The organism is Iamia sp. SCSIO 61187, assembly GCF_019443745.1.
Lineage (GTDB): Bacteria > Actinomycetota > Acidimicrobiia > Acidimicrobiales > Iamiaceae > Iamia.
Map to the genome: position 1 here is coordinate 3,505,391 of NZ_CP050948.1, position 22,644 is coordinate 3,528,034.

18 protein-coding genes are annotated in these 22,644 nt (G+C 74.1%); 8 read left to right on the forward strand and 10 right to left on the reverse strand.

From position 1 onward, the window contains the following. Window positions 1–64 precede the first annotated feature (64 nt). From HC251_RS16745 to HC251_RS16760, 4 genes are all read left to right on the forward strand, one after another. Window positions 65–817, forward strand: coding sequence for an SDR family oxidoreductase (locus HC251_RS16745; RefSeq protein WP_219941748.1), 753 nt, complete (start codon window positions 65–67; stop codon window positions 815–817). Continuing rightward, complete coding sequence (locus HC251_RS16750; protein ID WP_219941749.1) at window positions 814–1,647, forward strand: phytanoyl-CoA dioxygenase family protein; 834 nt, start codon at window positions 814–816, stop codon at window positions 1,645–1,647. The genes HC251_RS16745 and HC251_RS16750 overlap by 4 nt, the downstream gene beginning before the upstream one ends. Window positions 1,648–1,658: 11 nt before the next feature. After that, entirely contained in the window at window positions 1,659–2,471 is an 813-nt protein-coding gene (locus tag HC251_RS16755) for a serine hydrolase (protein WP_219941750.1), read from the forward strand. Window positions 2,472–2,701: 230 nt separating this feature from the next. After that, complete coding sequence (locus HC251_RS16760) at window positions 2,702–3,697, forward strand: phosphotransferase family protein (RefSeq protein ID WP_219941751.1); 996 nt, start codon at window positions 2,702–2,704, stop codon at window positions 3,695–3,697. Between the two features lie 236 nt (window positions 3,698–3,933). On the opposite strand, the gene HC251_RS16765 is transcribed toward HC251_RS16760, so the two are convergent. The 3 genes from HC251_RS16765 to HC251_RS16775 form a co-directional block, all read right to left on the reverse strand. Beyond that, window positions 3,934–5,112 carry an osmoprotectant NAGGN system M42 family peptidase gene (locus HC251_RS16765; RefSeq protein WP_219941752.1) on the reverse strand — a complete coding sequence of 393 codons (1,179 nt, stop codon included), beginning with the start codon at window positions 5,110–5,112 and terminating at the stop codon, window positions 3,934–3,936. Beyond that, entirely contained in the window at window positions 5,109–6,839 is a 1,731-nt protein-coding gene (ngg, locus tag HC251_RS16770; protein WP_370651304.1) for an N-acetylglutaminylglutamine synthetase, read from the reverse strand. Before ngg ends, HC251_RS16765 begins: the two co-directional genes overlap by 4 nt. 161 nt (window positions 6,840–7,000) lie before the next feature. Further along, on the reverse strand, window positions 7,001–8,806 hold the full coding sequence (locus tag HC251_RS16775; RefSeq protein WP_219941754.1) for an N-acetylglutaminylglutamine amidotransferase: 1,806 nt from the start codon (window positions 8,804–8,806) through the stop codon (window positions 7,001–7,003). 135 nt (window positions 8,807–8,941) lie between these two features. Between HC251_RS16775 and HC251_RS16780 the strand changes: the two genes are divergently transcribed. Next, window positions 8,942–10,279, forward strand: coding sequence for a cyclopropane-fatty-acyl-phospholipid synthase family protein (locus HC251_RS16780; protein ID WP_219941755.1), 1,338 nt, complete (start codon window positions 8,942–8,944; stop codon window positions 10,277–10,279). A 13-nt stretch (window positions 10,280–10,292) separates the two neighbouring features. Here HC251_RS16780 and HC251_RS16785 read toward each other — a convergent pair whose 3' ends face one another. The 3 genes from HC251_RS16785 to pepE all read right to left on the reverse strand — a co-directional run bounded on the left by HC251_RS16785 (window position 10,293) and on the right by pepE (window position 13,398). After that, on the reverse strand, window positions 10,293–11,369 hold the full coding sequence (locus tag HC251_RS16785) for an alanine/ornithine racemase family PLP-dependent enzyme (protein WP_219941756.1): 1,077 nt from the start codon (window positions 11,367–11,369) through the stop codon (window positions 10,293–10,295). After that, complete coding sequence (locus HC251_RS16790; RefSeq protein ID WP_219941757.1) at window positions 11,369–12,562, reverse strand: DUF1611 domain-containing protein; 1,194 nt, start codon at window positions 12,560–12,562, stop codon at window positions 11,369–11,371. The genes HC251_RS16785 and HC251_RS16790 overlap by 1 nt, the downstream gene beginning before the upstream one ends. 98 nt (window positions 12,563–12,660) lie before the next feature. Further along, a complete protein-coding gene (pepE, locus tag HC251_RS16795; RefSeq protein WP_219941758.1) occupies window positions 12,661–13,398 on the reverse strand; it encodes a dipeptidase PepE in 738 nt (245 codons plus the stop codon). Window positions 13,399–13,514: 116 nt separating this feature from the next. Between pepE and HC251_RS16800 the strand changes: the two genes are divergently transcribed. Beyond that, window positions 13,515–14,444: a carbon-nitrogen hydrolase family protein gene (locus tag HC251_RS16800; protein ID WP_255566447.1), complete on the forward strand. Its 930-nt coding sequence runs from the start codon at window positions 13,515–13,517 to the stop codon at window positions 14,442–14,444. A gap of 237 nt (window positions 14,445–14,681) precedes the next feature. Then, a complete protein-coding gene (locus HC251_RS16805) occupies window positions 14,682–16,016 on the forward strand; it encodes a DUF222 domain-containing protein (RefSeq protein WP_219941760.1) in 1,335 nt (444 codons plus the stop codon). On the opposite strand, the gene HC251_RS16810 is transcribed toward HC251_RS16805, so the two are convergent. Genes HC251_RS16810 through HC251_RS16820 form a run of 3 tightly spaced genes read right to left on the reverse strand, consistent with a single transcriptional unit; the run spans window position 16,009 to window position 19,924 of the window. Then, window positions 16,009–17,106 carry a DUF2817 domain-containing protein gene (locus HC251_RS16810; protein WP_219941761.1) on the reverse strand — a complete coding sequence of 366 codons (1,098 nt, stop codon included), beginning with the start codon at window positions 17,104–17,106 and terminating at the stop codon, window positions 16,009–16,011. The genes HC251_RS16805 and HC251_RS16810 overlap by 8 nt on opposite strands. Further along, a complete protein-coding gene (locus HC251_RS16815; RefSeq protein ID WP_219941762.1) occupies window positions 17,103–18,707 on the reverse strand; it encodes an amidohydrolase in 1,605 nt (534 codons plus the stop codon). The genes HC251_RS16810 and HC251_RS16815 overlap by 4 nt, the downstream gene beginning before the upstream one ends. After that, the gene (locus HC251_RS16820) at window positions 18,704–19,924 is read right to left on the reverse strand and encodes a mandelate racemase/muconate lactonizing enzyme family protein (protein WP_219941763.1); all 1,221 of its coding nucleotides are present in this window, start codon (window positions 19,922–19,924) and stop codon (window positions 18,704–18,706) included. The genes HC251_RS16815 and HC251_RS16820 overlap by 4 nt, the downstream gene beginning before the upstream one ends. Window positions 19,925–19,943: 19 nt before the next feature. On the opposite strand from HC251_RS16820, the gene HC251_RS26060 reads away from it, so the two are divergent. After that, window positions 19,944–20,798: a MurR/RpiR family transcriptional regulator gene (locus HC251_RS26060; protein ID WP_219941764.1), complete on the forward strand. Its 855-nt coding sequence runs from the start codon at window positions 19,944–19,946 to the stop codon at window positions 20,796–20,798. 3 nt (window positions 20,799–20,801) lie between these two features. Here the strand turns inward: HC251_RS26060 and HC251_RS16830 are convergent, their stop codons facing one another. Continuing rightward, window positions 20,802–22,586, reverse strand: coding sequence for an acyl-CoA dehydrogenase (locus HC251_RS16830; RefSeq protein ID WP_219941765.1), 1,785 nt, complete (start codon window positions 22,584–22,586; stop codon window positions 20,802–20,804). Window positions 22,587–22,644: the final 58 nt, after the last annotated feature.

The following is a 22,644-nucleotide window of genomic DNA, read 5'->3' on the forward strand; positions in this document are numbered from 1 at the left end:
GCAGCCGTGGGACGAACGTCCCACATTCGCCACCGGGTTCGACGGGGTGGGTACGGTCGGGCGGGTGACCGGAGTCGAGGTGCCCGACGTCGAGGGCCGGACGGTGCTCGCCACCGGGGCGAGCACGGGCATCGGCGCCGGGATCGCCGAGCGGCTGGCGGCGCGGGGCGTCCGCCTCGCCCTGTGCGCCCGCACCGAGCCGACCCTCCCGGACGGGGCGACGGGAACCACCGCGTCGGTCGACGTGACCGACGCCGACGCCGTGGCCGACTGGGTCGACGGGGCGGCCGCCGCTCTGGGCCCCCTCGACCTGTGCATCGCCAACGCCGGCATCCTCGGTCCCCTCGGACCGCTCCGCGACGACGACCCCGACCAGGTCGCGGCGACGTTCCGCACCAACGTCGAGGGCCTGGCCCACACCGCCGCGGCCTACGCCCGCCACGTCCGGGGCCGGCCCGGCGGCGGTGCGTTCCTCGCCATCTCGTCGGGGGCGGGCCGCAACCCCACGGCGGGGTGGGCGCCCTACGCGGCGTCGAAGGCGGCGGTCGACGCCCTCTGCCGGGCGCTGGCCGAGGAGGAGGCCGACGCCCCCCTCCGGGTCCTCGCCGTCGCCCCCGGCGTGGTCGACACCGGCATGCAGGAGGCGATCCGGTCGAGCCGCCCCGAGGCGTTCCCCCGCCACGACGCCTTCGTGCAGATGAAGGCGGACGGCGCCTTCAACACCGCCGGGTTCGTGGCCGACCACCTCCTGCGCCTGGCCTTCGGCCCCGACGACGAGGCCGACGTCCTCGTCCGGCTCCCCCAGGAGCAGCGATGAGCGGGCTGGATGTCGAGGCCGAGGAGCGGGCCGGGCACCTGGCGCGCATCGAGGCCGACGGCTGGACGATCGTCCCCGACGCCATCGAGCCGGCCCTGCTCGACCGGCTCGACGAGGCCCTCGCCCGGCTCGAGCGCGACCTCGACGCCCGTCCGGCCGACAACGCCTTCGAGGGCCGGGACACGGTGCGGATCTACAACCTCCTCGCCCACGACCCGGTGTTCCAGGAGGTCCCGGTCCACCCTGCGGTCCTGCCCATCGTCGAGGGGGTGATCGGGCGCGGGTGCCTCGTCTCGTCGCTGTCGTCGATCGCCATCGGGCCCGACGAGGTGGCCCAGCCCCTCCACGTCGACGACGCCGTCATCCCCCTCCCCCGGCCCCACGTCCCCATCATCTGCAACTCGATGTGGGCGCTGACCGACTTCACCGCCGCCAACGGCGCCACCCGGGTGGTCCCCGGCTCGCACCGGGCCGACAGCCAGCCCGACCCGTTCGCCGAGATCGACGCCGTCGCAGCCGAGATGCCGCGGGGGTCGGTGCTGATCTGGCCGGGGTCGACGTGGCACGGCGGCGGGGCCAACACGACCGACCAGCGCCGCACGGGGCTGGCCATGAACTACTGCGCCGGCTGGGTCCGCCAGCAGGAGAACCAGCAGCTCGGCATCCCCCTCGACGTGGCCCGCACCTTCCCCCCCGCCCTCCGGCGCCTGTGCGGGTTCGGCGTCTACCGCGGCCTCATCGGCCACATCGACAAGCACGACCCCGCCGTCGTGCTGCTGGACGAGCCCACCAGCGGGGAGCCGGCGACCCTGTTCGATCGGATCCGGTAGCGGTGCCGTCCGTGCCGGACCCGGGCCCGCTGGCGGCCGTGGCCGAGTGGCCGGTGGCCAACGCCGGCGCCGCGGTCGTCGGTCCCGAGGGCATCCGCCACGCCATCGGCGACCTCGACCGGCCCTACTGGCTGGCGTCGGTCACCAAGCCCCTGTTCGCCACCGCGGTGCTGGTGGCGATCGAGGAGGAGACCCTCACCCTCGACACCCCGGCCGGACCGGAGGGGTCCACCGTGGCCCACCTCCTCAGCCACGCGTCCGGGCTCGGCCTCGACGGCGGCGAGCTGGCCAAGCCGGGCCGCCGGCGGATCTACAGCAACGCCGCCTACAACCTCCTCGGCACCACCCTCACCGGCGCCTGCGACCTGTCCGCCGCCACCTACCTCCACGAGGCCGTGCTGGCCCCGCTGGGCATGGCGGCGACCGGCCTCGACGGGTCGCCGGCCAGCGGCGCCACCAGCACGGTCGCCGACCTGACCCGCTGGGTGGGCGAGCTGCTGCGCCCCCGCCTGCTCGCCGCCGAGACCGTGGCCCGGGCCCGGACCGTCGCCTTCCCCGGCCTCGACGGGCTCGTGCCCGGGTACGGCAAGCAGTCGCCCAACGACTGGGGGCTGGGGTTCGAGATCAAGGGGTCGAAGGACCCGCACTGGACCGCCCGCGACGGCGACCCGGCGACCTTCGGCCACTTCGGCCGGAGCGGGACCTTCGTCTGGGTCGACCCCCACCGCGACGTGGGCCTGGTGGTGCTGACCGACCGGGAGTTCGAGGCCTGGGCCAAGCCCCTCTGGCCGGCGCTGTCGGAGGCGGTCCTGGCCGAGGCCTGACACCGCCACGACGGCCTGGGCGAGGCACGTTCCGGCGGTCTCGGGCCGGAGCCTGGCGCCGGTCGGCCGGCCCGGCGCGGCGGCCACGCTCGGCGATCAGCGAGACCACGCAGTGTGGTCGAAACCCTCATCGCTCCGGTGGCCCCGCCGATGGACGGCGCATGCCTCTCGTGCTGCTCCGGGTCCCGGCCGTCGCCCCCGCGGCGCGGGGCCGGGTCTGAGGGCCTGACGTGCTCCCCGAGCTCCGGGCCCGGCGCGCCCTGACCAGCGTCGGCCTCCGGCCCAACATCGCCCTCGAGGCGGTCGAGAGCGTCAACAACGAGGTGTGGATGACCGACGAGCTCGTCGTCCGCGTCAGCTGCCGACCCGACCAGCGCCTCCGCCGCGAGGCCCAGCTCTCGCAGGTGCTCCCCAACGCCGTCGGCTACCCCCCGGTGCTCGGGTACGGCGCCGAGATGGGCAGCGAGTGGCTGGTGCTCGGGCGCCTGCCGGGCCTCCCCCTCAGCCGGGTGTGGCCGACGCTCACCCGCGAGGCCCGGCGCCAGGCGATCCGGGACCTCGCCGAGCGGCTCCGCCTCATCCACGCCACCCCGGTGCCCGCCCTCGCCCCGCTCCGCCACCTGCCCCAGCTGCTCGACCCCGCCCCCTCGGGGACGATGGCCGTCGCCCGCCTGGTCGTGTCGATCGACCGGGCCGGCAGCCTCGAGCACGTCGACCGCCGCTTCACCGACGACCTCTCGGCCATGGTGCAGCGGCTGGCGTGGTGCCTCGAGCCGTTCACGTCGAGCACCCTCATCCACGGCGACCTGAGCTTCGAGAACATCCTCTACGACCCGGCCGCCGAGCGCCTCGAGGCCATCCTCGACTTCGAGTGGGCCCGGGGGGCGCCCCGCGACCTCGACCTCGACGTCTTCCTCCGCTTCTGCGCCTACCCGGACCTCCACGTGCCGGCCAGCTACGCCGGCCAGACCCACGCCCGCGACTACGCCGAGGTGCCGTACTGGCTGGCCGAGGCCTACCCCGAGCTGTTCTCGGCCCCCGAGCAGCTCGACCGCTGCCGGCTGTTCGCCATCGCCTGGGACGTCGAGGAGCTGCTGGCCTACCCGCCGACGACCAGCCCGGCCCACCTCGACGCCCGCCACCCCCACCGCCGCCTGCTCGCCATGCTCATCGGCGACTCCCACCTCGACCGCATGGACCGCATGAACAGCGGCGCCCCGGCCTGAGGCATCTCGCTCACGAGCGCCCCCAGACGACGGCCGAAGGGCGATCGGCCGATGGCCGCGAACCCGCCCGGCCCGGCGCAAGCCGCTAGGGGGTGCGGGGGATCTGCCCCCGCAGAGGAGCCGTGTCGCCGAGGAACGAGGCGTCCGGCTCCGGGAGATCTTCAGCGCCGAGCGCAGCGAGGCACGCTCAGGTTCGAGGAACGGAGTGAGGCGCAGCCGAACGAGTGACGAGAGGACTACTCCTCCAGCTTGCCCCAGGCCTCGGTGGGGGCGGGCTGGCGGCCGCTGGGGAACTCCTCGAGGGGGCCGGTCGGGGTGGCGTCCCAGCGGGCGAAGGTGAGCGGCGTCTGGAGCCAGATGGTGAGCAGGTCGGACACGGCCTTGATGGAGCGGACGTGGGTGCGCTCCCACCCGTGGCTGCCGTCGAGGCCGAAGGCGATGAGCGCCGCTCGGGTCCCGGCCCCGGCCTCCAGGGCGGCGGCCACGTCGGAGCGGTACCACTTGAAGATGTCGCGGGCGAAGGGGATGTCGTGCTCGGCGCAGACCCGGCACAGGCGCCGGGTCAGGTGGTAGTCGAAGGGACCGGTCATGTCGGCCATCGGGATCGTGACGCCGTCCTCGATCGAGTGCTGGCCGGGGGCGCAGACGGCGTTGTCGACCGAGATCATCTCGGCCACCTCGGCGTGGAGCCCGTGGCTGGCGCCCTGGCCGATCTCCTCGGCGATGGTCACCAGGAGCGACGCCCGGTGCGGCAGCACGACCCCGCCGTTCACGATGGCCCGGGCCGCGGCGAGGGCGGCGGCCACGCCGGCCTTGCCGTCGAGGTGGCGGCTGACGACGAAGCCCGACCGGGTGATCTCGGGGTTGGCGTCGAGGGCCACGAAGTCACCGACCTGGATGCCCAGCGCCTCCAGCCCGGCCCGGTCGTGGACCTCCTCGTCGACGCGCACCTCGACGTGCTCCCACCCGATGCCCTGGGTGTCGACCTCGTCGCCGAAGGCGTGCCCGCTGGCCTTGAGCGGCATGATCGTGCCGGTGAACGTGCGGCTGTGGTCGTCGCCCAGGATCCTCACCCGGGCGCCCTCGGCGAAGCGGGCGCTGAAGGTGCCGACCTGGACGATCTCGAGCCGGCCGTTGTCCTTGAGCGTCCGCACCATGCAGCCGATCGTGTCGGCGTGCACCACCAGGGCCCGGTCGATGCCGGCCGAGCGGCCCGGGATCTCGGCCAGCAGCGAGCCTCGGCGGGTGAGGGAGAACTCCAGGCCGAGGTCGGTGAGCACGTCGCCCACCAGCTGCATCACTGCGTCGGTGCGCCCCGACGGGCTGGGTGTGCGGAGCAGCTCGAGCAGCAGGTCCAGGGCCCACTTCTCGTCGAAGGGCAGCGCGCTGACGTCGGTCGTGGGCACGTCGGTCACGGGGAGGCTCCTTCGGGGGTCCAGGCCCAGGGCACCCCGGGGCTGGTGGGGAACAGCAGGTCGATGAAGGCGGACGCGGTGGGCTGGGGCTCGTGGTTGGCCAGCCCGGGCCGCTCGTTGGCCTCGATGAACACGTAGTCGGGGGTGGTCACGTCCGGGACCAGCAGGTCGATGCCGGTGACGGGGATGCCGATGGCCTCGGCGGCGACGACGGCGACCTGGCGCAGGTCGGGGTGGACCTCGGCGGTCACGTCGTGGATGGTCCCGCCGGTGTGGAGGTTGGCCGTGCGCCGGACCCGCAGGCGCGTGCCCTCGGGCAGGACGTCGTCGAGGTGCCAGCCGGCCTCCCCGACGGTCGCCTCGGTGAGGTCGTCCAGGGGGATCTTGGCCTCACCGCCGGTGCTGGCCGAGCGCCGTCGGCTCTGGGCCACGATCAGGTCGCGGACGGTGTGCTCGCCGGTGCCGACGACCTCGGCCGGCCGCCGGACGGCGGCGGCCACGACCCTGCCGTCGATCACCACGAGGCGCAGGTCGTCGCCCGGGGCCCGCTCCTCGACCAGCACGTCGGGGCAGTGCTCGCGGGCGCGGGCCAGAGCCGCCTCCAGCGCGTCCGGGCCGTCGACGCCCACGGTGATGCCGAGGCCCTGCTCACCCCGCACCGGCTTCACCACCACGTCGCCGACCTCCTCCAGGAAGGCGGCGTCGCCCTCGTCGAAGGTGGCCAGCCGCCCGCGGGGCACGGTGATCCCGGCCTCGGACACGATCCGCCGGGTGAGGCGCTTGTCGTCGCAGCGGCTCATGGCCACGGCGGAGGTCAGCTCCGAGAGCGACTCCCGCGTGACCACGCTGCGGGCCCCGTGGGTCAGTCGCAGCTCGCCGGCCTCGGCGTCGAGGACCTCGACCCGGATCCCCCGGCGGATCGCCTCGTCGGCGATGATCCGGGCGTAGGGGTTGAGGTCGTCGATGGTCTCCGGGGTGCCGGTGAACAGCGGCTCGTTGATGGCGTTCTTGCGCTTGACGCCGTAGACGGGGACGCGCTCGAACCCGAGCTTCTCGTAGAGGGCGATGGCCGCGGCGTTGTCGTGCACCACCGACAGGTCCATGTAGGCCCGGCCCCGGTCGCGCATGACGTCGGCCAGGGCCCCGACGAGCGCGGCCCCGACGCCGGGCACCGAGCAGCCCGGGTCGACCGCCAGGCACCAGAGGCTCGAACCCAGCTCGGGGTCGGAGAAGAGGCGGCGGTGGTCGACGCCGGTGACGGTGCCCACGACCTCTCCCGTGTCCGGGCGGACGGCGACGAGGTAGAGCACGTGGCGGGTCTCGGCGTGGTTGCGCCAGATGACGTCGATCGGGGCGGGCACCATCCCGCAGCGCACGTAGGTGCGGTTGATGGCCTCGGCGTCGGCCTCGCCGGTGATGGGGCGGACGGCGATGCTCGGGCTGTCGTTGCGCACGTCCCGGTCGCGGCTGAACCGCAGCCGGTAGGTGTAGCTGGGGTCGATGAAGAGCTCGTGGGGGTGCTGGGCCACCAGCACGTGGGGGTCCCGGGGGTAGAGGCAGATGTCGCGCCGCCCCGCGGCTTCGCTCTCGAGGACCTCGGCGATGCGGTCGTGGTCGGCGAAGGTCTGCCCGAACACCAGCCGGCCCCAGCCCATGTCGAGGACGACGTCGGCGTCCATCGCCTCCTTGATGTGGGGTGGGGGCGTGTCCCACGACGTGGTGGTGATGGCCTCGGCGTGGGTCCACCCGTCCTCGACCGGGCGGCGGGCCCGACCGGTCTCCCCACCCGGGTCGGCGGCCGGGAGCTCCTCATCGGGAGGACCGGCGGCGGAGCTGGACCACGCGGGGTCGGCGCCGCCGGGGACCGCTCGGCCCTCGTCGTCGCCCGTCAAGCGGCCGGCCCGGTGATGCCGTGGCCCTGGAGCCACAGCTCCAGCAGCCCGATCTGCCACAGCTCGTTGCCGCGCAGGGGGGTGAGGCGGCCGTTGGGGTCGGCCAGGAGGGCGTCGACGGCCTCGGGGCGGAACAGGCCCCGCTCCTTGGCCGCCGGGGCGTGCAGGGCCTCGCGCACCATCTCCAGGTAGGGCCCCTCGAGGTGGGTCAGGGCGGGCACCGGGAAGTAGCCCTTGGGCCGGTCGATGACCTCGTGGGGGATGACCCGGCGGGCCGCCTCCTTGAGGACGCCCTTGCCGCCGTGGGCGGTCTTGAGCTCCGGGGGGCAGGTGGCGGCCAGCTCGACCAGCTCGTGGTCGAGGAACGGCACCCGGCCCTCGAGGCCCCAGGCCATCGTCATGTTGTCGACCCGCTTCACCGGGTCGTCGACCAGCATCACGGTGGTGTCGAGGCGCAGGGCCCGGTCGGTGCCGGTGGCGGCCCCGGGGACGGCGAAGTGGTCGGCGACGAAGCGGCCGCTGGGGTCGCCGTCGGGCACCTGGCCGGCGGCGGCGAGGAGCCGCAGCGCCTCGGGGTCCCGGTCGAAGAAGGCGGCGCGGTAGGCGGCCACGCTGCCCTCGATGCTCTGGGCGCCGGGCTCCATCATCGGCGGGTACCAGTGGTAGCCGGCGAAGACCTCGTCGGCCCCCTGACCCGACTGGACCACGCGCACGTGCTTCGAGACCTCCTGGCTGAGGAGGTAGAAGGCCACGCAGTCGTGGCTGACCATGGGCTCGCTCATGGCGGCGATGGCCTCGCTGAGGGCCGGCAGCATGCGGTCGGCGCCGATGCGCATCTGGTGGTGGTCGGTGGCGAAGCGCTCGGCGACGATGTCCGACCAGCGGAACTCGTCTCCCTCGACCCCACCCACGGACTCGAAGCCGATCGAGAAGGTCTGCAGCCCGTGCTGGCCGGCCTCGGCCAGGAGGCCGACGATGAGGCTGGAGTCGACGCCCCCCGACAGCAGGCAGCCGACGGGCACGTCGGCGACCAGGCGGCGCTCGACCGCGAGCCGCAGGGCGTCGAGGACGGCGTCCTCCCAGTCCCGCGCGCTCCAGCCCGCCCGGTCGTCGTGACGGGTGAAGTCGGGCCGCCAGTAGACCTCCTCGGTGCGCCGACCGTCGGGCTCGAGGGCGACGAGGGTCGCCGGCGGCACCTTCTTGACGCCCTCGAGGATGGTGAGGGGCGGGGGGACCACCGAGTGGAACGACAGGTAGTGGTGGAGGGCGACGGGGTCGATGCGGGTGTCGACGTCGCCACCGGCGAGGAGGGCGGGCACGGCCGAGGCGAAGCGGACCCGGTCGGGGGTCTCGCTCACGTAGAGGGGCTTGATCCCCAGCCGGTCCCGGCCGAGCAGCACCCGCCCGCTGTCCCGCTCGACCAGGGCGAAGGCGAACATGCCGTGCAGCCGCTCGACGAAGCGATCGCCCCAGCGGTGGTACGCCTTGATCAGGACCTCGGTGTCGCTGTGGGAGAAGAAGCGGTAGCCGTGGCCGCTGAGCTCGTCCCGGAGCGCCTCGTAGTTGTAGATGCACCCGTTGAAGCAGACGCTGAGCCCCAGCTCGGCGTCGACCATGGGCTGGGCCCCGTGCTCGCTCAGGTCGATGATCCGCAGCCGCCGGTGGCCCAGCGCCACCCGGCCCTGGGCCCAGGTGCCCGCGGCGTCGGGACCGCGGCGCTCCATGGCGTCGGCCATGGCCGCGACCGCCGCCACGTCGGGCCTCCGGCCGTCGAGTCGCACCTCACCAGCGATCCCACACATGAGGGCCGACCCTACCCATGCGTGCCCGGGTTCGACCCCGAGCAGGACGAGACGGGAATCACACCGGCGGCCAAAGGTGTTGACGGCGGGTGCGTCCGGCGGGACGCTGGACGCAGGTCTCGACGGAGGTCCCCCATGACCGACATCGCTCCGATCCTCGCGCCGCTCGTCCGCCGCCTGCTCGGCGGGGCGCTCCCGTTCGCCCTGGAGGCGTGGGACGGCTCTCGCGTCGAGCCGGACGAGCCGGTGGGGGCCCGGGCCGCCACCGCCGGCGACCGGCGACCGATCACGGTGGTCGTCCGCAGCCCCGACGCCCTGCGCCGCATCCTCTACGCCCCCGGCGAGCTGGGCCTGGCCCGGGCCCACATCGCCGGCGAGATCGACGTCGACGGCGACATCTTCGACCTCCTCGCCGTGCGCGACGTGCTCGGCGGGTCCAGCGACCACGTGCGCGTCGGCCCCCGCCTGACCGACGCCGCCGCCATCGCCCGGACCATGCGCGAGGTGGGGGCGCTGGGTCCGCCCCTGCCGCCCCCGCCGGAGGAGGCCCGGGCCCGCGGCCGCCGCCACAGCCGGCGCCGGGACTCCACCGCCGTGCGCCACCACTACGACGTGGGCAACGAGTTCTACCGCCTCGTCCTGGGCGAGGCCATGACCTACTCGTGCGCGTACTGGGCGCCCGGGGTCGACAGCCTCGAGGCCGCCCAGGCGGCCAAGCACGAGCTCGTCTGCCGCAAGCTGGGGCTCACGCCCGGGATGCGGGTGCTCGACATCGGGTGCGGGTGGGGCTCGTTCGTCATCCACGCCGCCAAGCACCACGGGGCCCGGGCCCTCGGCGTCACCCTGTCCCCGGAGCAGGCCGCCCGGGCCCGCCAGCGGGTGGCGGACGAGGGCCTCGAGGACCGGGTGGAGATCCGGGTCCAGGACTACCGGGACCTCGACGAGCCCGAGTTCCCGGCCATCGCCAGCGTCGGGATGTTCGAGCACGTCGGCGAGGGCCAGGCCGACACCTACGCCGCCGCCGTGACCCGACTGCTGGCCCCGGGCGGCCGGCTGCTCAACCACGCCATCTCGCGGGCCAACCCCGACGACACCGCCGGCGTCGACGACCGCAGCTTCATCGGCCGCTACGTCTTCCCCGACGCCGCCCTGTACGAGGTCGGCCAGGTGGTGACGACGCTCCAGCGGGCCGGGCTCGAGGTCCGCGACGTCGAGTCGCTCCGCGAGCACTACGCCCGCACCCTCCGGGCGTGGGTGGCCAACCTGCAGGACGGCTGGGACGAGGCCCAGCGGCTCGCCGGCCCGGCCCGGGCCCGCACCTGGCGGCTCTACATGGCCGGCTCGGCCGTGGGCTTCGAGGCCGGGCGCATCTCGGTGCACCAGGTGGTCGCCGTGCGCCCCCAGGCCGGCGGCGAGAGCGGCTTCCCCACCACCCGGGACTGGCTCGCCGAGCCGGTGACCGGTCGCGTCTGAGCCGGCCCGCCCCTCAGGCGGGGGTGGCGACCGCGGTCGGGACGCAGGCGACGAAGGGCGAGGTCAGGGCCCGCACCAGGGCGCCGTAGCCGAGCCCGAACGCCACCTCGTCCCCCACCGCCAGGACCTCGTCGCCGGGGTCGATGACGAGGTGGTCGCTGCTCGCCCCCAGGACCGTCATGCCGGGCGGCGCCACCAGGCCGTCGGGGTCGGTGTCCTGGTGGCCGAGGGCGACGATGGCGCGCCGCCGGAGGCCCCGGTCGAGGGCGGGGCGCGCCGGCCCGAAGGCCGTCTCGCCGATGGCGCCCCACGGCGCCGACGGCTTGACCTTGGCCTCGATCACCACGCCCACCAGGACGAAGGCGTCGGTGCGCAGCCCCTCGAGGGCCCGTCGCTGCAGGGGCTCGCGCCCCAGGAGGATCGCCTCCCCCAGCCGCAGGTCGTCGATGCGGCCGACGGCGGCCTCGCCCAGGGCCCAGCCGAGGGTGCTCGACCCGCCGCCCGAGACGACCTCCAGGGACGACCCGGTGGCGACCTCGACGGCGTCGGCCAGGCCGGAGAGGACGGCCATGTTGGTGGCGTCGGGGGTGACGCCGCTCTGGCAGGCGAGGTTCGTCCCGATGCCGCGGAGGTGGAGCCCGGGGAGGCTGCGGACGAGGAGGGCGGCCTCCTCGACGTCGTCGGGCATCAGGCCCTCGCGGAGGTCGCCCAGCTCCACCATGAGCACGACGCCGTGGACGCGCCCGGCGGCGACGGCGGCACCCGACAGGGCCCGGACGACGACGGCCTCGGTGTTGCAGCTGGCGTCGGCGGCCAGGACCACCCGGCTCGCCTCGTCGGGCGTCGGCGAGCGCAGGAGGGTGCGGTGGCTCTCGACGCCCGCCGCGGCCAGCCGCTCCAGGTTCGCCGGCCGGGAGTCGGCCAGGCCCCGGACGCCGGCGTCGACCAGGGTGCGGGCCAGAGGCGGCCACCCCAGGGTGGCCTTGGTGACGCCGGTGACGCCGATGCCCCGGGCCGCCAGCCGGCCCACGAGGGTGCGGGCGTTGTGGTCGACCGCCACCAGGTCGACCTCCACCCGGGGCGCCGCCATCAGACGTCGACGAGGGGGGCGTGCTCGGCGAGGTGCGGGAAGGCGGCCACGACCATGGCGACGAGGGCCTCCGGCGGCCGGGTGAGGGCGTCGGTCGCCGGCAGGCCCAGCTCGGCGTGGTAGCCGGCCATGGTGGCCGAGACGGCGTCGTCGTCGAGGTTCTCGTGGTTGATGGTGATGCCGATGACCTTGGTCGTCGGGGCGAAGGTCTCGATGAGGGCGATCTCCGTCGCCGGGTCCGGCATCGGCACGTCGCCGAAGTCGCCCAGCCGGACCCGTCCCGGTGCGTGCTGGAGCAGCACGGCGTCGGGGCGGGAGCCGCGCAGGATGAACGCCGACGTCAGGTAGGCCGGGTGGCTGAGCGCCCCCTGGCCCTCGACCACGATCACGTCGGGGCGCTCGGCCTCGAACGCCTCCAGGACCGTGGCCTCGACCTCGCCCGAGCAGAACTGCGACGGGATGGCGTCGAGGGCGATGCCGTGGCGGCCGCCCTGGATCAGGCCGGTCTGGCCCGTGCTGACGAGGACGGCGCGGATCCCGGCGTCGTTCAGGGCCCGCACGAGGATCGTGGCCGTGGTGCGCTTGCCGATGGCGCCGTCGGTGCCGAGCACGGCGACGACCGGGCACGTCACCTCGGTGATGCGGCCGGTGAACATCCGCAGGTCCTTCTTGTCCCGGGGCCGGCGCACGTCGAAGATCGTCACCCCGGCCGCCGCCGCGGCGGAGGCCAGCTCGGGGTCGTCGTTGAGGAACTCGTGCAGCCCGTTCACGATGTCCATGCCGAGGGTGATGGCCCCCAGCACGACCGACCGCTCGGCGGGCGAGAGCATGCCGCTCGACGGGGCCATCCCGAAGATGAAGGCGTCGGGCATGTCGCCCACGGTGGACAGGGCCTTGGCCAGGCTGCGGCAGACGGGGATCCCGTTGGGCTCGTCCCCCAGGACCGCGCCGGCGTCGGCGCCGGCCCTGGTGCTGTCGATGACCGAGACGATCTCGTAGGCCTCGGAGTGGCGGACGAGGCCGTTGGCGGTCTTGCCGTCGATCTCCCCCAGGTTGGCCTCGCAGTAGACGACCGCCGTGGGGCGCCGCTCGGGCGTGGCCTCGGGGCGGGGGGCAGCGACCGGGCCGGTGGCCTCGCGCCGGTCGCGGGCGGCGCGCGCGACGGACAGGGCGATGACGGGGGCTGGGGGCATGTCTCTCCTCGGAGTGGCTCAGAGGAGGCGACGGGATCTCGCCGGCCGTGGCGGCCGAGGGTCGAGAGGGTCCCCACTGGGTCAGGTGAGGGGCCAGCCTACCCGGCGCCGCTCCTCGGTCGCCGGCCCCGGTCGTAGGCGGGGGCCAGGTCGAGCAGCTCGGTGACGTCCACCCCGTCGGCGAAGACGTCCACCCGGCCCCGGCGGAAGAGCCGGGCCGGGCCGGTGACCGTCGCCCGTCCCCCGCTCACCCGGAGCCAGGTGCCCTCGTACAGGGCGAGCACGGGGCAGTCGTTCTCCTCGAGGAACTCCTCGATGCGCTCCTCACGGGTCTCGCCCATGTAGGTCGAGGCGGGGTCGGTGTCGACGTAGTGCAGGTTGATCTGGAACGGGACCACGCCGAGGGCGTCGAAGCTCGGCGGCCAGCAGATCGGCATGTCGTTGGTGGTCCGGATGGTGGGGCAGGCCACGTTGGTGCCGGCCGAGGCGCCCATGTAGCGGGTCCGCCCCTCGCGGACGTGGCGCTCGAGCCCGTCGAGGACGCCGAGCCCGGCCAGGCTGTCGAGGAGCCGGAAGGTGTTCCCGCCGCCGACCATGACGACCTCGGCGTCGAGGATCGCCGCCGCCGGGTCGGCGGCCTCGTGGGCCGAGGTGGCCTCGATGCCCATGCGCCCGAACGCGTCCCGGGCCCGCTCGGCGTAGGCGTCCCAGTCGGCCAGGGCGAAGGGGACGAAGGTGACCGGCGCCCCGGCGACGACCTCGACGAAGGCCTCGGCGGCGTGGGCGAACATCTCCTCGCCGTGGTTGCGCGAGTTCGACAGCAGCAGGAGGTCCAAGGCGCCACCCTACGGCCGACGCCAGGCGTCGGACCGTCCCGGCGTCGTGTCGGACGACGTTCGCCCGTCCTCGAACAGCACCGTCGGGAACGCTTCTCCTGGGCCATCATCACGTCATGGCGACCCTTCGTGTGGCGACGTGCCAGTTCCCCGTGAGCTCCGACGTCGACGCGAACCACGCCTGGGTTCGTCGCCAGATCGAGACGGCGGTCGAGCGCGGAGCTGACGTGGCGCACTTCCCGGAGGGGGCGCTGTCGGGCTACGCGGGAACAGACTTCGCGTCCTTCGACGGCTTCGAGTGGGACCGGCTGCGCGACGCCGCCGATCAGGTGCGAGCTCTGGCGAGACAGCTCGGCGTCTGGGTGGTCGTCGGGTCCGCGCACCGTCTGAGACCGCCACACAAGCCGCACAACAGCGTCTATGTGATCAACGGCGCCGGCGACGTCGTCGATCGCTACGACAAGCGGTTCTGCTCGGGAGACCCAGACGGACGTTCGGGCGACCTCGCCCACTACGCCCCCGGCGACCACCACTCCACCTGGGACATCAACGGCATCACATGCGGTGCCCTGATCTGTCACGACTACCGGTACCCGGAGCTGTACCGCGCGTACAAGCGGCATGGCGTCGACGTGGTGTTCCACTCCTTCCACGCGGCCAACGCTCCTCGTGAGCAGGTCGAGGCCATCGGCGCCGCGATCGGACCGGCACTCAGGACGCTCAACCCCGCACCGACCTTCACCTATCCGGGCCTCACGATGCCGGCGACGATGACGGCCGCCGCGGCGTCGAGTCACGTCTGGATCAGCTGCTCGAACTCCTCGGCGCGCGAGAGCATGTGGCCGGCCTTCTTCCTCAGAGCGGACGGCATCACCATCGGGCGACTGCGCCGCAACGCACCCGGCGTCCTCGTCTCGACCGTGGACACCGAGCAGGAGATCTACGACTCGACGGCTTCGTGGCGAGATCGAGCCATGGAGGGCTTCCTCCACAGCGGCACCCTCCCCCGCGACGACGATCGGTCGGCGAACCGGACGGCCCTGTAGGGAACGGCGCCTCGGATGCGGCGTGCGTCCCCGTAGCACCGGCTCGGGGTCGGGGTCGGGGTCGGGCGAGTGTGAGCGTGCGGCCCTCCTGAGTGCCGACCTTGACCCGTCGGCGATGGGGCACGTGCGCCATCGATCCCGGCGTGTCCCGGATGGGGTGCTGGTTCACCCCGAACCCTTGTGGGGACTGGGTTTGCGTCGGCTTGACTGTCACACCCCTGGCGTAGGGTCGGGGGCATGGAGACGGTGTGCGATCCGACGAGGGCGGAGGCGCTCGCGGCTGCCATCGCGGCGGTCGACACCCTCCAGCGGGTCGGGGTGGCCCCGGACGATGTCGCCGAGGCCCGGGAGCTGACCGTCGGGGTGGAGACCCTGGGCCGCAAGGTCCAGTCCGTCCAGATCGACGTCGTGGCCGAGATCGAGCGCAGCGGGTTCCATGCCGGCGACGGGCATGCGTCGGCCAAGGTGATGGTCCGCCATCACGCCAACCTCTCGACCCGTGAGGCGGCCCGGCGGGCCGCGTGTGCCAAGGCCCTCCGGTCCCTGCCGACGGTGCACCAGGCGTTCGCGGAGGGGGCGATCGGTCGGTGCCAGGTCGAGCGGATCGCTCGCGCTCATGCCAACCCGCGGGTCCGGGATGCGGTGGAGGCCAACGAGGCCTCCTTCGCCACCGAAGCCCAGACCAACACGTACCGGGTCTTCGATCAGAAGGTCCGGGAGTGGGTGAGCCTCGTCGACGAGGACGGCACCCGCGACCGCGACCAGGCCGCCCACGACAAGCGTGACGCCCGGTTGCACCAGAACTTCGACGGCGGCTGGGAGATCACCGGGCGGTGTGGTTCGTTGGTCGGGGCCGAGCTGTGGTCGATCTTCCAGGCCCAGCTCAAGGCCGAGACCCTCGCTGATTGGGACAAGGCCCGCGCCGAGCACGGCGACGCCGCCACCCCCGCCGACCTGCCCCGCACCGACGCCCAGCGCCGCTTCGACGCCCTCGAGGAGATCTTCCGCTCCGCCGCCGCCCACCACGCATCTGAGGGCGGGTCCCAGGTGGTCACCAACGTGGTCATCGACCAACCCACCTTCGAACACATCGCCGCCCGCCTCGCCGGCATCGACCCCACCCCCGTCGACGACGCCCGGGCCACCTTCCCCGCTGCGGGGCGGCGGTGCTCCACCCTCGACGGCAACCCCATCGAGCCCACCGCCGCCGTCGCCGCCGCATTGATCGGCCACGTGCGGCGGGTGGTGGTCGGCTCCGACTCGGTCGTGATCGACCTCGGCCGCAAGAGCCGCCTCTTCACCGGCCCCGCCGCCCTGGCCGTCAAGCTCTCATCGACCACCTGCTACTGGCCCGGCTGCCACGTCCCGGTCACCGACTGCCAAAGCGACCACCTCACCCCCTGGAGCGACCAGGGAGGACGCAACGGAGACGGTGGCGGGAGTACCAACCCCCGCAACGGGGGACCCGCCTGCGGGAGGCACAACCGACTCCGCACCCACGGCTACACCACCTGGCGCGACCCCACCGGCACCTGGCACATCACCAGACCCGACGGCACCGAGATCACCTGACCCCGACCGGGCCCGAGCCCTGGCGGCGCTCGACGCCGTCGAGGGTGGTGTGGACCGCGGCGAGGACCTGGTCGGCGACATCGGTGCGCCAGCCCGGGTCGTCGACGAAGAAGAAGTCCCGCACCTGCTGGCGGATGCGCCGCCCGACCTCCGACGACGGGTCGCCGTGGTGGTGGAGCCAGTTGTCGGCCCGGAACACCGACACCCCCTCGGTCGGCTCGTGGGTGCCGACCTCCAGCACGAACGTGGCCGTGGCCAGCCGCCCGGCGGCCCACTCGTCGAGGCCGGGGCCCATGAGGCCGTGGTCGACCGATCCGGTGCGATCGGCGCGGTAGATGTGCTCGGGGAACCAGGCCGCCCCTGCCTCGGCCGCCGGCTCGGCGGCATCGGCCGTCTGGAAGACGGTCAACCGGCCGAGGGGGCCGAGCCCGGTGTGGACGTCGATGGCCACCGCCTCCTCCGCACCGGCCAGCTCGCGGTCCCAGATCTGCTCGAGCGTCCGCCGGGACCAGCTCGCCCCCTGACCGCCGTACTGCACGCCCCGGGGGTGGCTGTACTGGCCGCCGCTGATCGTCCGGAATGCGACGTCGTCGCCGACCTCGGACCAGAACGCCATCAGGTCCCCGAGGAAGGACCGATCGTCGGGGTCGAGCTCGGTGGGGTTGAGGATGGGGTCGACGTCGGCGTAGCGCGGGTTCTCGGGCAGGTCGGCGTAGTCGACGAAGTTGCGGTTGACGTCGATGTTCTCGTGGTCGACCCGCCGGGACCAGGCGAACCCGTAGGGGTTGACGGCGTGGACGAGCACGACGGCGACGTCGTCGGGCAGGGCGGCCAGGCGGCCCGAGCCGAGCAGGAGCTGCTGCACCCCGTTGCCGGCGTGGCCCTCGACCCCGTGGAGGCCCGACGACACCAGCACGACGGCGCGGGCGGCGCCGATCGGGGCGCCGAAGCGGGCCGTGTCGGCCGAGAGGGGCTCGCCGTCGGGACCGGGGCGGGGGTGCAGGTACGAGGCGAGCACGGCCCCCGCCTCCTCGGCGGCGGACAGCAGCTGGGCGCGGGACGTGGCGAGGTCGGCGGCAGGAGGGATCACGGGAGCAGCTCCGGGTGGTCGGGGTGGCGGTGGTGGACGGTGCCGGCGACGACCGTCGCCAGGACCCGGGTGGAGGCGATCGTCCCGGCGGGGACGACGGTGGGATCGCGGTCGAGGACGACGAGGTCGGCCCGCCGGCCGGGGGCGATGGAGCCGAACTCGTCCTCGGTCCGGCGGGCCCGGGCGCCGCCGCGCGTGTGGAGGGCGAGGGCCTCGGCGCCGGTCAGCGCCTGCTCGGGCGCGATCCGGCGGTCGACGGCAGCGTGCATGGCGGCGAGGACGTCGGTGGCCTCGATCGGGGCGTCAGAGGAGCCGGCGACGGCCACACCCGCGTCGAGGAGGCGGCGGAAGGGGTACGTCCGGCCCAGCCGCTCCGGTCCGATCCGACGGGCCAGCCAGTGGGACTCGCTGCGCAGGCTGATGGGCTGGACCACGGCGGTGACGCCGACCTCGGCCATCTGCTCGACGGTGGCGTCGTCGAGGACCGAGGCGTGCTCGACGCGGTGGCGGTGCGGACCCGGGTGGGCGGCGACCACCTCGGCGAGGACGGCGACGGCGTCGCGGGTGGCGCGGTCCCCGATGGCGTGGATGCACACCTGGAGCCCGGCGAGGTGGGCGGCCTCGACCCGCCGCCGGGCCTCGGCGGGGGCGAGCGTCGGCAGCCCCGTGACGTCGTGGTCGGCGTAGGGCTGGTGCATGCAGGCGGTGCGCCCGCCGAGGGTGCCGTCGAGGAAGAGCTTGACGGCGTCGAGGCGGCGTCCGGCCCCGGGCCGGTGCAGGGGGCGGGCCCGCATCTGCTCGACGTCGGCGACGTCGGGGGTGATGAGGATCGTCTGCACGTCGAACGGCACCCGGTCGACGAGGGCCGACCAGCCGACCGCCTCGAGGGCACCGGCGTCACCCGACGGGCCCTCGGCGGTGGTCTGGCACATGGCCGAGATCGCCGTCACGCCCTGGGCCAGCAGGCGATCTCGCCACGCCACCAGCCCGGCCTCCAGCTCCTCGAAGGTGACGTCGGGCATCAGCCCGAGCAGGGGGGCGACCGCCGTCTCGCGCACGAGCCCCGTCGGGCCCGTGGCGTCGCGGACCACCTCGCCGCCGGCCGGGTCCGACCCGGGCCGGTCGTAGCTCACGGCGGCCAGGGCGGCCGAGGAGGCCACGGCGTGGTGCCCGTCGCGCCGCAGGAGCACGACGGCTCGGCCGGCGGCGGCGGCGTCGAGCTCGGCCGCGGTGGGGAGGCGGCGCTCGGCGAGCCTCTCGTCGTCGAGCTGGAAGCCGACGATCGTCCGGTCGGGGGCGGTGGCCCGGGCCTGGTCGGCGACGGCGTCGAGGACGTCGGCGAGGGTGCCGGCGCGGTCGAGCACCAGGCTCGTCTCGAAGACGCACATCACGAGCGGGTGGAGGTGGGCGTCGACGAAGCCGGGCGCCAGGACCCGCCCGTCGAGGTCGACGACCTCGGCGTCCGAGGGCAGCGCCGCCGTGCACCGGTCCTCGGGCCCGACGGCGACGATGCGGCCGTCGGCCACGGCCACGGCGGTGCCCGGTGGCGTGGGCTCGGGGGCGAGGACCGTCGCGCCGCGGTAGATCCGAGCCGTCGTCACCGGGCGACGACCACCGGCGGGGCGACGAGGTGGTCGTCGAGGGCGTCGCGGTCGACCTCGATCCCCCACCCGGGCCCGCCGGGCAGGACCAGCTCGCCGTGGTCGACCCGGTAGCGCTCGGTGACGAGGTGCTCGTCGAACATGACGTCGCCGGCGAGCTCCACGGCGTGGCCGAGGCGGTCGAACCGGGCGGCGGCGACGTGGGCGTGGGTGGCGGTGCCGATGCCGAGGGGCTGGTTGTGGATGATGGTGCCCATCCCCCGCGCCGCGGCGTAGTCGATCGCCCGCAGGGCCCCGGTGACCCCGCCCGGCCTCTCGCCGTTCACGCCCACCACGCCGCACCCCCCGGCGTCGATCAGGGCGACCAGGTCGCCCATGGAGAAGAACCCCTCGTGGAGGAAGAGCGGGATGTCGGTGCGGCGGGCCACCTCGGCCATCCCGATCAGGTCCCCGAGCGGCAGCGGCTGCTCGGCCCCGTCGATCCCGAACGGCTCGAGCAGGCGCAGGACTCGGACGGCCCCGGCGGCGGTGTAGGCCTGGTTGAAGTCGACCCGGATCCGTAGCCCGGACCCGCAGCGCTCGCGGACGGCGGCGATGACGTCGCGGTCGGCCTCGGGGCCCTCGCCCAGCTTGATCCGCACGGTGCCGTAGCCGGCCCGCTGGTAGCCGTGGCAGAGCCCGGCCACCCCCTCGGGCGAGCCGAGGGGGACCAGGCCGCACAGCGGGATGCGATCGACCGTCGCACCACCGATCAGGTCGTGCACCGGGCAGTCCCGCTGGCGGGCCGCCAGGTCGTGGCAGGCCGTGTCGACCAGGCCCTTGGCCATCTCGTTGCGGGCCACGTTGCGGTCGAACCGGGCCGCCAGCGCCTGCACGGCGACGGGTCGGGAGCCCAGGACGTAGCGAGCGAGGTGGTGCTCGATGGCCGAGGCCATGTCGAGGTTCGACACCCCGCTCTCCGGCAGCCACACGTAGGCCTCACCCCACCCCTCCCGCCCGGCCCCGTCGACGAGGCGGCAGAAGAGGAAGTCGGCCTCGAGCCACGCCTCCTCGGTGGGGATGGCCATGCCCAGGCCGTTGTCGCTCTCGGCCATGGCCCCGCGCGCCAGCTCGGATAGGGGGACGCGCGCCGCGAACAGCTCGACCCGTGCGACCCGCTCGTCGCCCTGCTCCCCCGCCCGTTCCCCCGCCGCTCCATCCTGTAACAGATCATCCACGGCTTGTAACGTAACGCACATGCCGGACCGCCGTCCTCCGCCGTCGCTGTCGGCCCGGCTGGCGGGCGCCCGCCTGAGCCCTGCCCTGCGGCGGGTGGCCGAGCTCCTGCTCGTCGACCCCCGGGCCATCGCCCACGGGACGGTCGCCTCGGTGGCGACGGCGGCCGGGACCAGCCCGCCCACCGTCGTCCGCCTGGCGACCGCGCTCGGCTACCCCGGGTTCGGGGGTCTGCGCGACGCGGCCCGCGAGGAGCTGGGCATGCGGCTGGCCACCGATGCCGTCCGGGCCCGCACCCCGCTCCCCGACGACCCGACCGAGGCCCGACGGGCCGCCGAGCACGACGTCATCGACCGCACCCTCGACGGGCTCGACCCGCCCGCCGTCGCCACCGCCGTCACCCTCCTCGACCGCGACGGGGCGCGGTGCTGGGTCCTGCCCAGTGCCCAGACCGTCGGCGTGGCCCTCCGCCTCGTCGACCAGCTGACGATCATCGGCCGGCGGGCCGTGCTGCTCGACGGCTCGGAGATGCGGGTCATGTCGACCATGGCCGCGCTGGCCCCCGGGGATGTGGTCCTCTCGATGGACGTGCCCCGCCACGAGCACGCCCTGGTCCGCATCCAGCGGGCCGCCGTCGACCAGGGGGCTCTCCCGATCGTGCTCACCGGCCCCCCGGGCCAGGGGCTCGCCACCGAGGGCGGTGTGGTCCTCCCCTTCACCACCGCCACCGTGGGACCGTTCGACAGCCTCGTCGGCCTGACGGTCCTGACGAGCCTCCTCGTGGACGCCCTCGTCGAGCGCCGCCGCGACCTGGTCGCGGCGCGCCTCGCCGCGTTGGAGCGCACCTGGACCGGGGCCGGCCTCTACGAGGCCTGAGGGTCAGAACGTGGCGGCGAGCAGGTCGTCCTTGCCGCTGCTGGCCGGGGCGGCCAGGCCGTGGACCTCGGGCAGGACGTTGCGGGCGAAGAACCGGGCCGTCACCAGCTTCTGGGTGAGGAAGTCGGCGTCGCCGTCGCCGGCGGCCAGGCGCTGGGCGGCCAGCTGGGCCTGGCGGGCCATCAGCCAACCGGCCACCGTGAGCGACAGCAGCCGCTGGAACGGGCTGGCGACCGACAGGGCGACGACGGGGTCGGCCAGCCCCTCGGTCATCAGCTGCTGGCCGACGGACTCGGCCACGTCGATGGCCCGGGCCAGCTCGTCGTGCACGTCGGCGAGCTCGGCGACGCCCTCGATGTCGGCCACGGTCGACCGCATGCGAGCGATCTGGTCGGTGAACACGCCGCCGGCGCGCATGGGCATCTTGCGCCCGACGAGGTCCATGGCCTGGATGCCGTTGGTGCCCTCGTAGATCTGGGTGATCTTGGCGTCGCGGTAGTGCTGGGCGGCACCGGTCTCCTCGATGAAGCCCATGCCGCCGTGCACCTGGATGCCGATCGAGGTGACCCTCTCGGCCTCGTCGGTGCACCAGCTCTTGGCCAGCGGGATGAGCAGGTCGACCTGCTCCTGGGCCTCGGCCCGGACGGCCTCGTCGGCGGCGTGCTTGGCCACGTCGATCTTCTCGGCGACGAGGTAGCACAGGGCCCGCATGGCCTCGGTGGTGGAGCGCATGGTCAGGAGCATGCGGCGGACGTCGGGGTGGTCGACGATGAACGACTTCTCCCCCCGGGCGGCGCCGGGGGCGAACCCCTGCTTGCGCTCCTTGGCGTAGGCGACCGCCTGCTGGTAGCTGCGCTCGGCCAGGCCGAGCCCCTCGACGCCGACGCCGAGGCGGGCGTTGTTCATCATCGTGAACATGTACCGCATGCCGGCGTTCTCCTCGCCGATGAGGAAGCCGACGGCACCCTCGCCCGCGTCGCCGAACGACAGCGAGCAGGTGGCGCTGGCCCGGATGCCCATCTTGTGCTCGAGCGAGGTGACCGTGACGTCGTTGCGCTCCCCGAGGGTGCCGTCGTCGCCGACGAGGTACTTGGGCACGATGAAGCAGCTGATGCCCTTGGTGCCGGCGGGGGCGTCGGGGGTGCGGGCCAGGACGAGGTGGACGATGTTGTCGGTGAAGGGGTGCTCGCCCCAGGTGATGAAGATCTTCGATCCGGTGATGCGGTAGCTGCCGTCGTCCTGGCGGACGGCCTTGGTGCGCAGGGCGCCGACGTCGGAGCCGGCGTCGGGCTCGGTGAGGTTCATCGACCCCGTCCACTCCCCCGACACCATCTTCTTCAGGTAGACCTCGCGCTGCTCCTCGCTGCCGTGGTGCAGCAGGGCATCGATGGCGCCCTGGGTGAGCAGCGGGGCCATGGCCAGGGCCATGTTGGCGCTGTTGAGCATCTCCTGCATGGCGATGCCGACCGCCCACGGGAAGCCGCCGCCGCCGTAGGCGGGGTCGAAGGGGACGGCGCCCCAGCCGGCCTCGGCGTAGGCCTCGTAGGCGGCGACGAACCCGTCGGGGACGACGACCTCGCCGTCCTCCAGCCGGGTGGTCTGCTCGTCGCCGACCTGGTTGGTCGGGGCCCACACGTCCGCCATCAGCCGGCCGAACTCCTCCAGCACGCCGAAGACGCTGTCGGCGTCGACCTCGGTGTAGGGGGCGAGCTTGGTCAGCCCGTCGAGGTCGACCAGCCCCTCGAGGGCGAAGCGGATGTCGTCGAGGGGGGCGGAGTACTCGGGCATGGCCGTCCAGCGTAGGGCTGGCCCGCGCCCGCGTCCCGGTCGGTGACGGGCGGTCGGG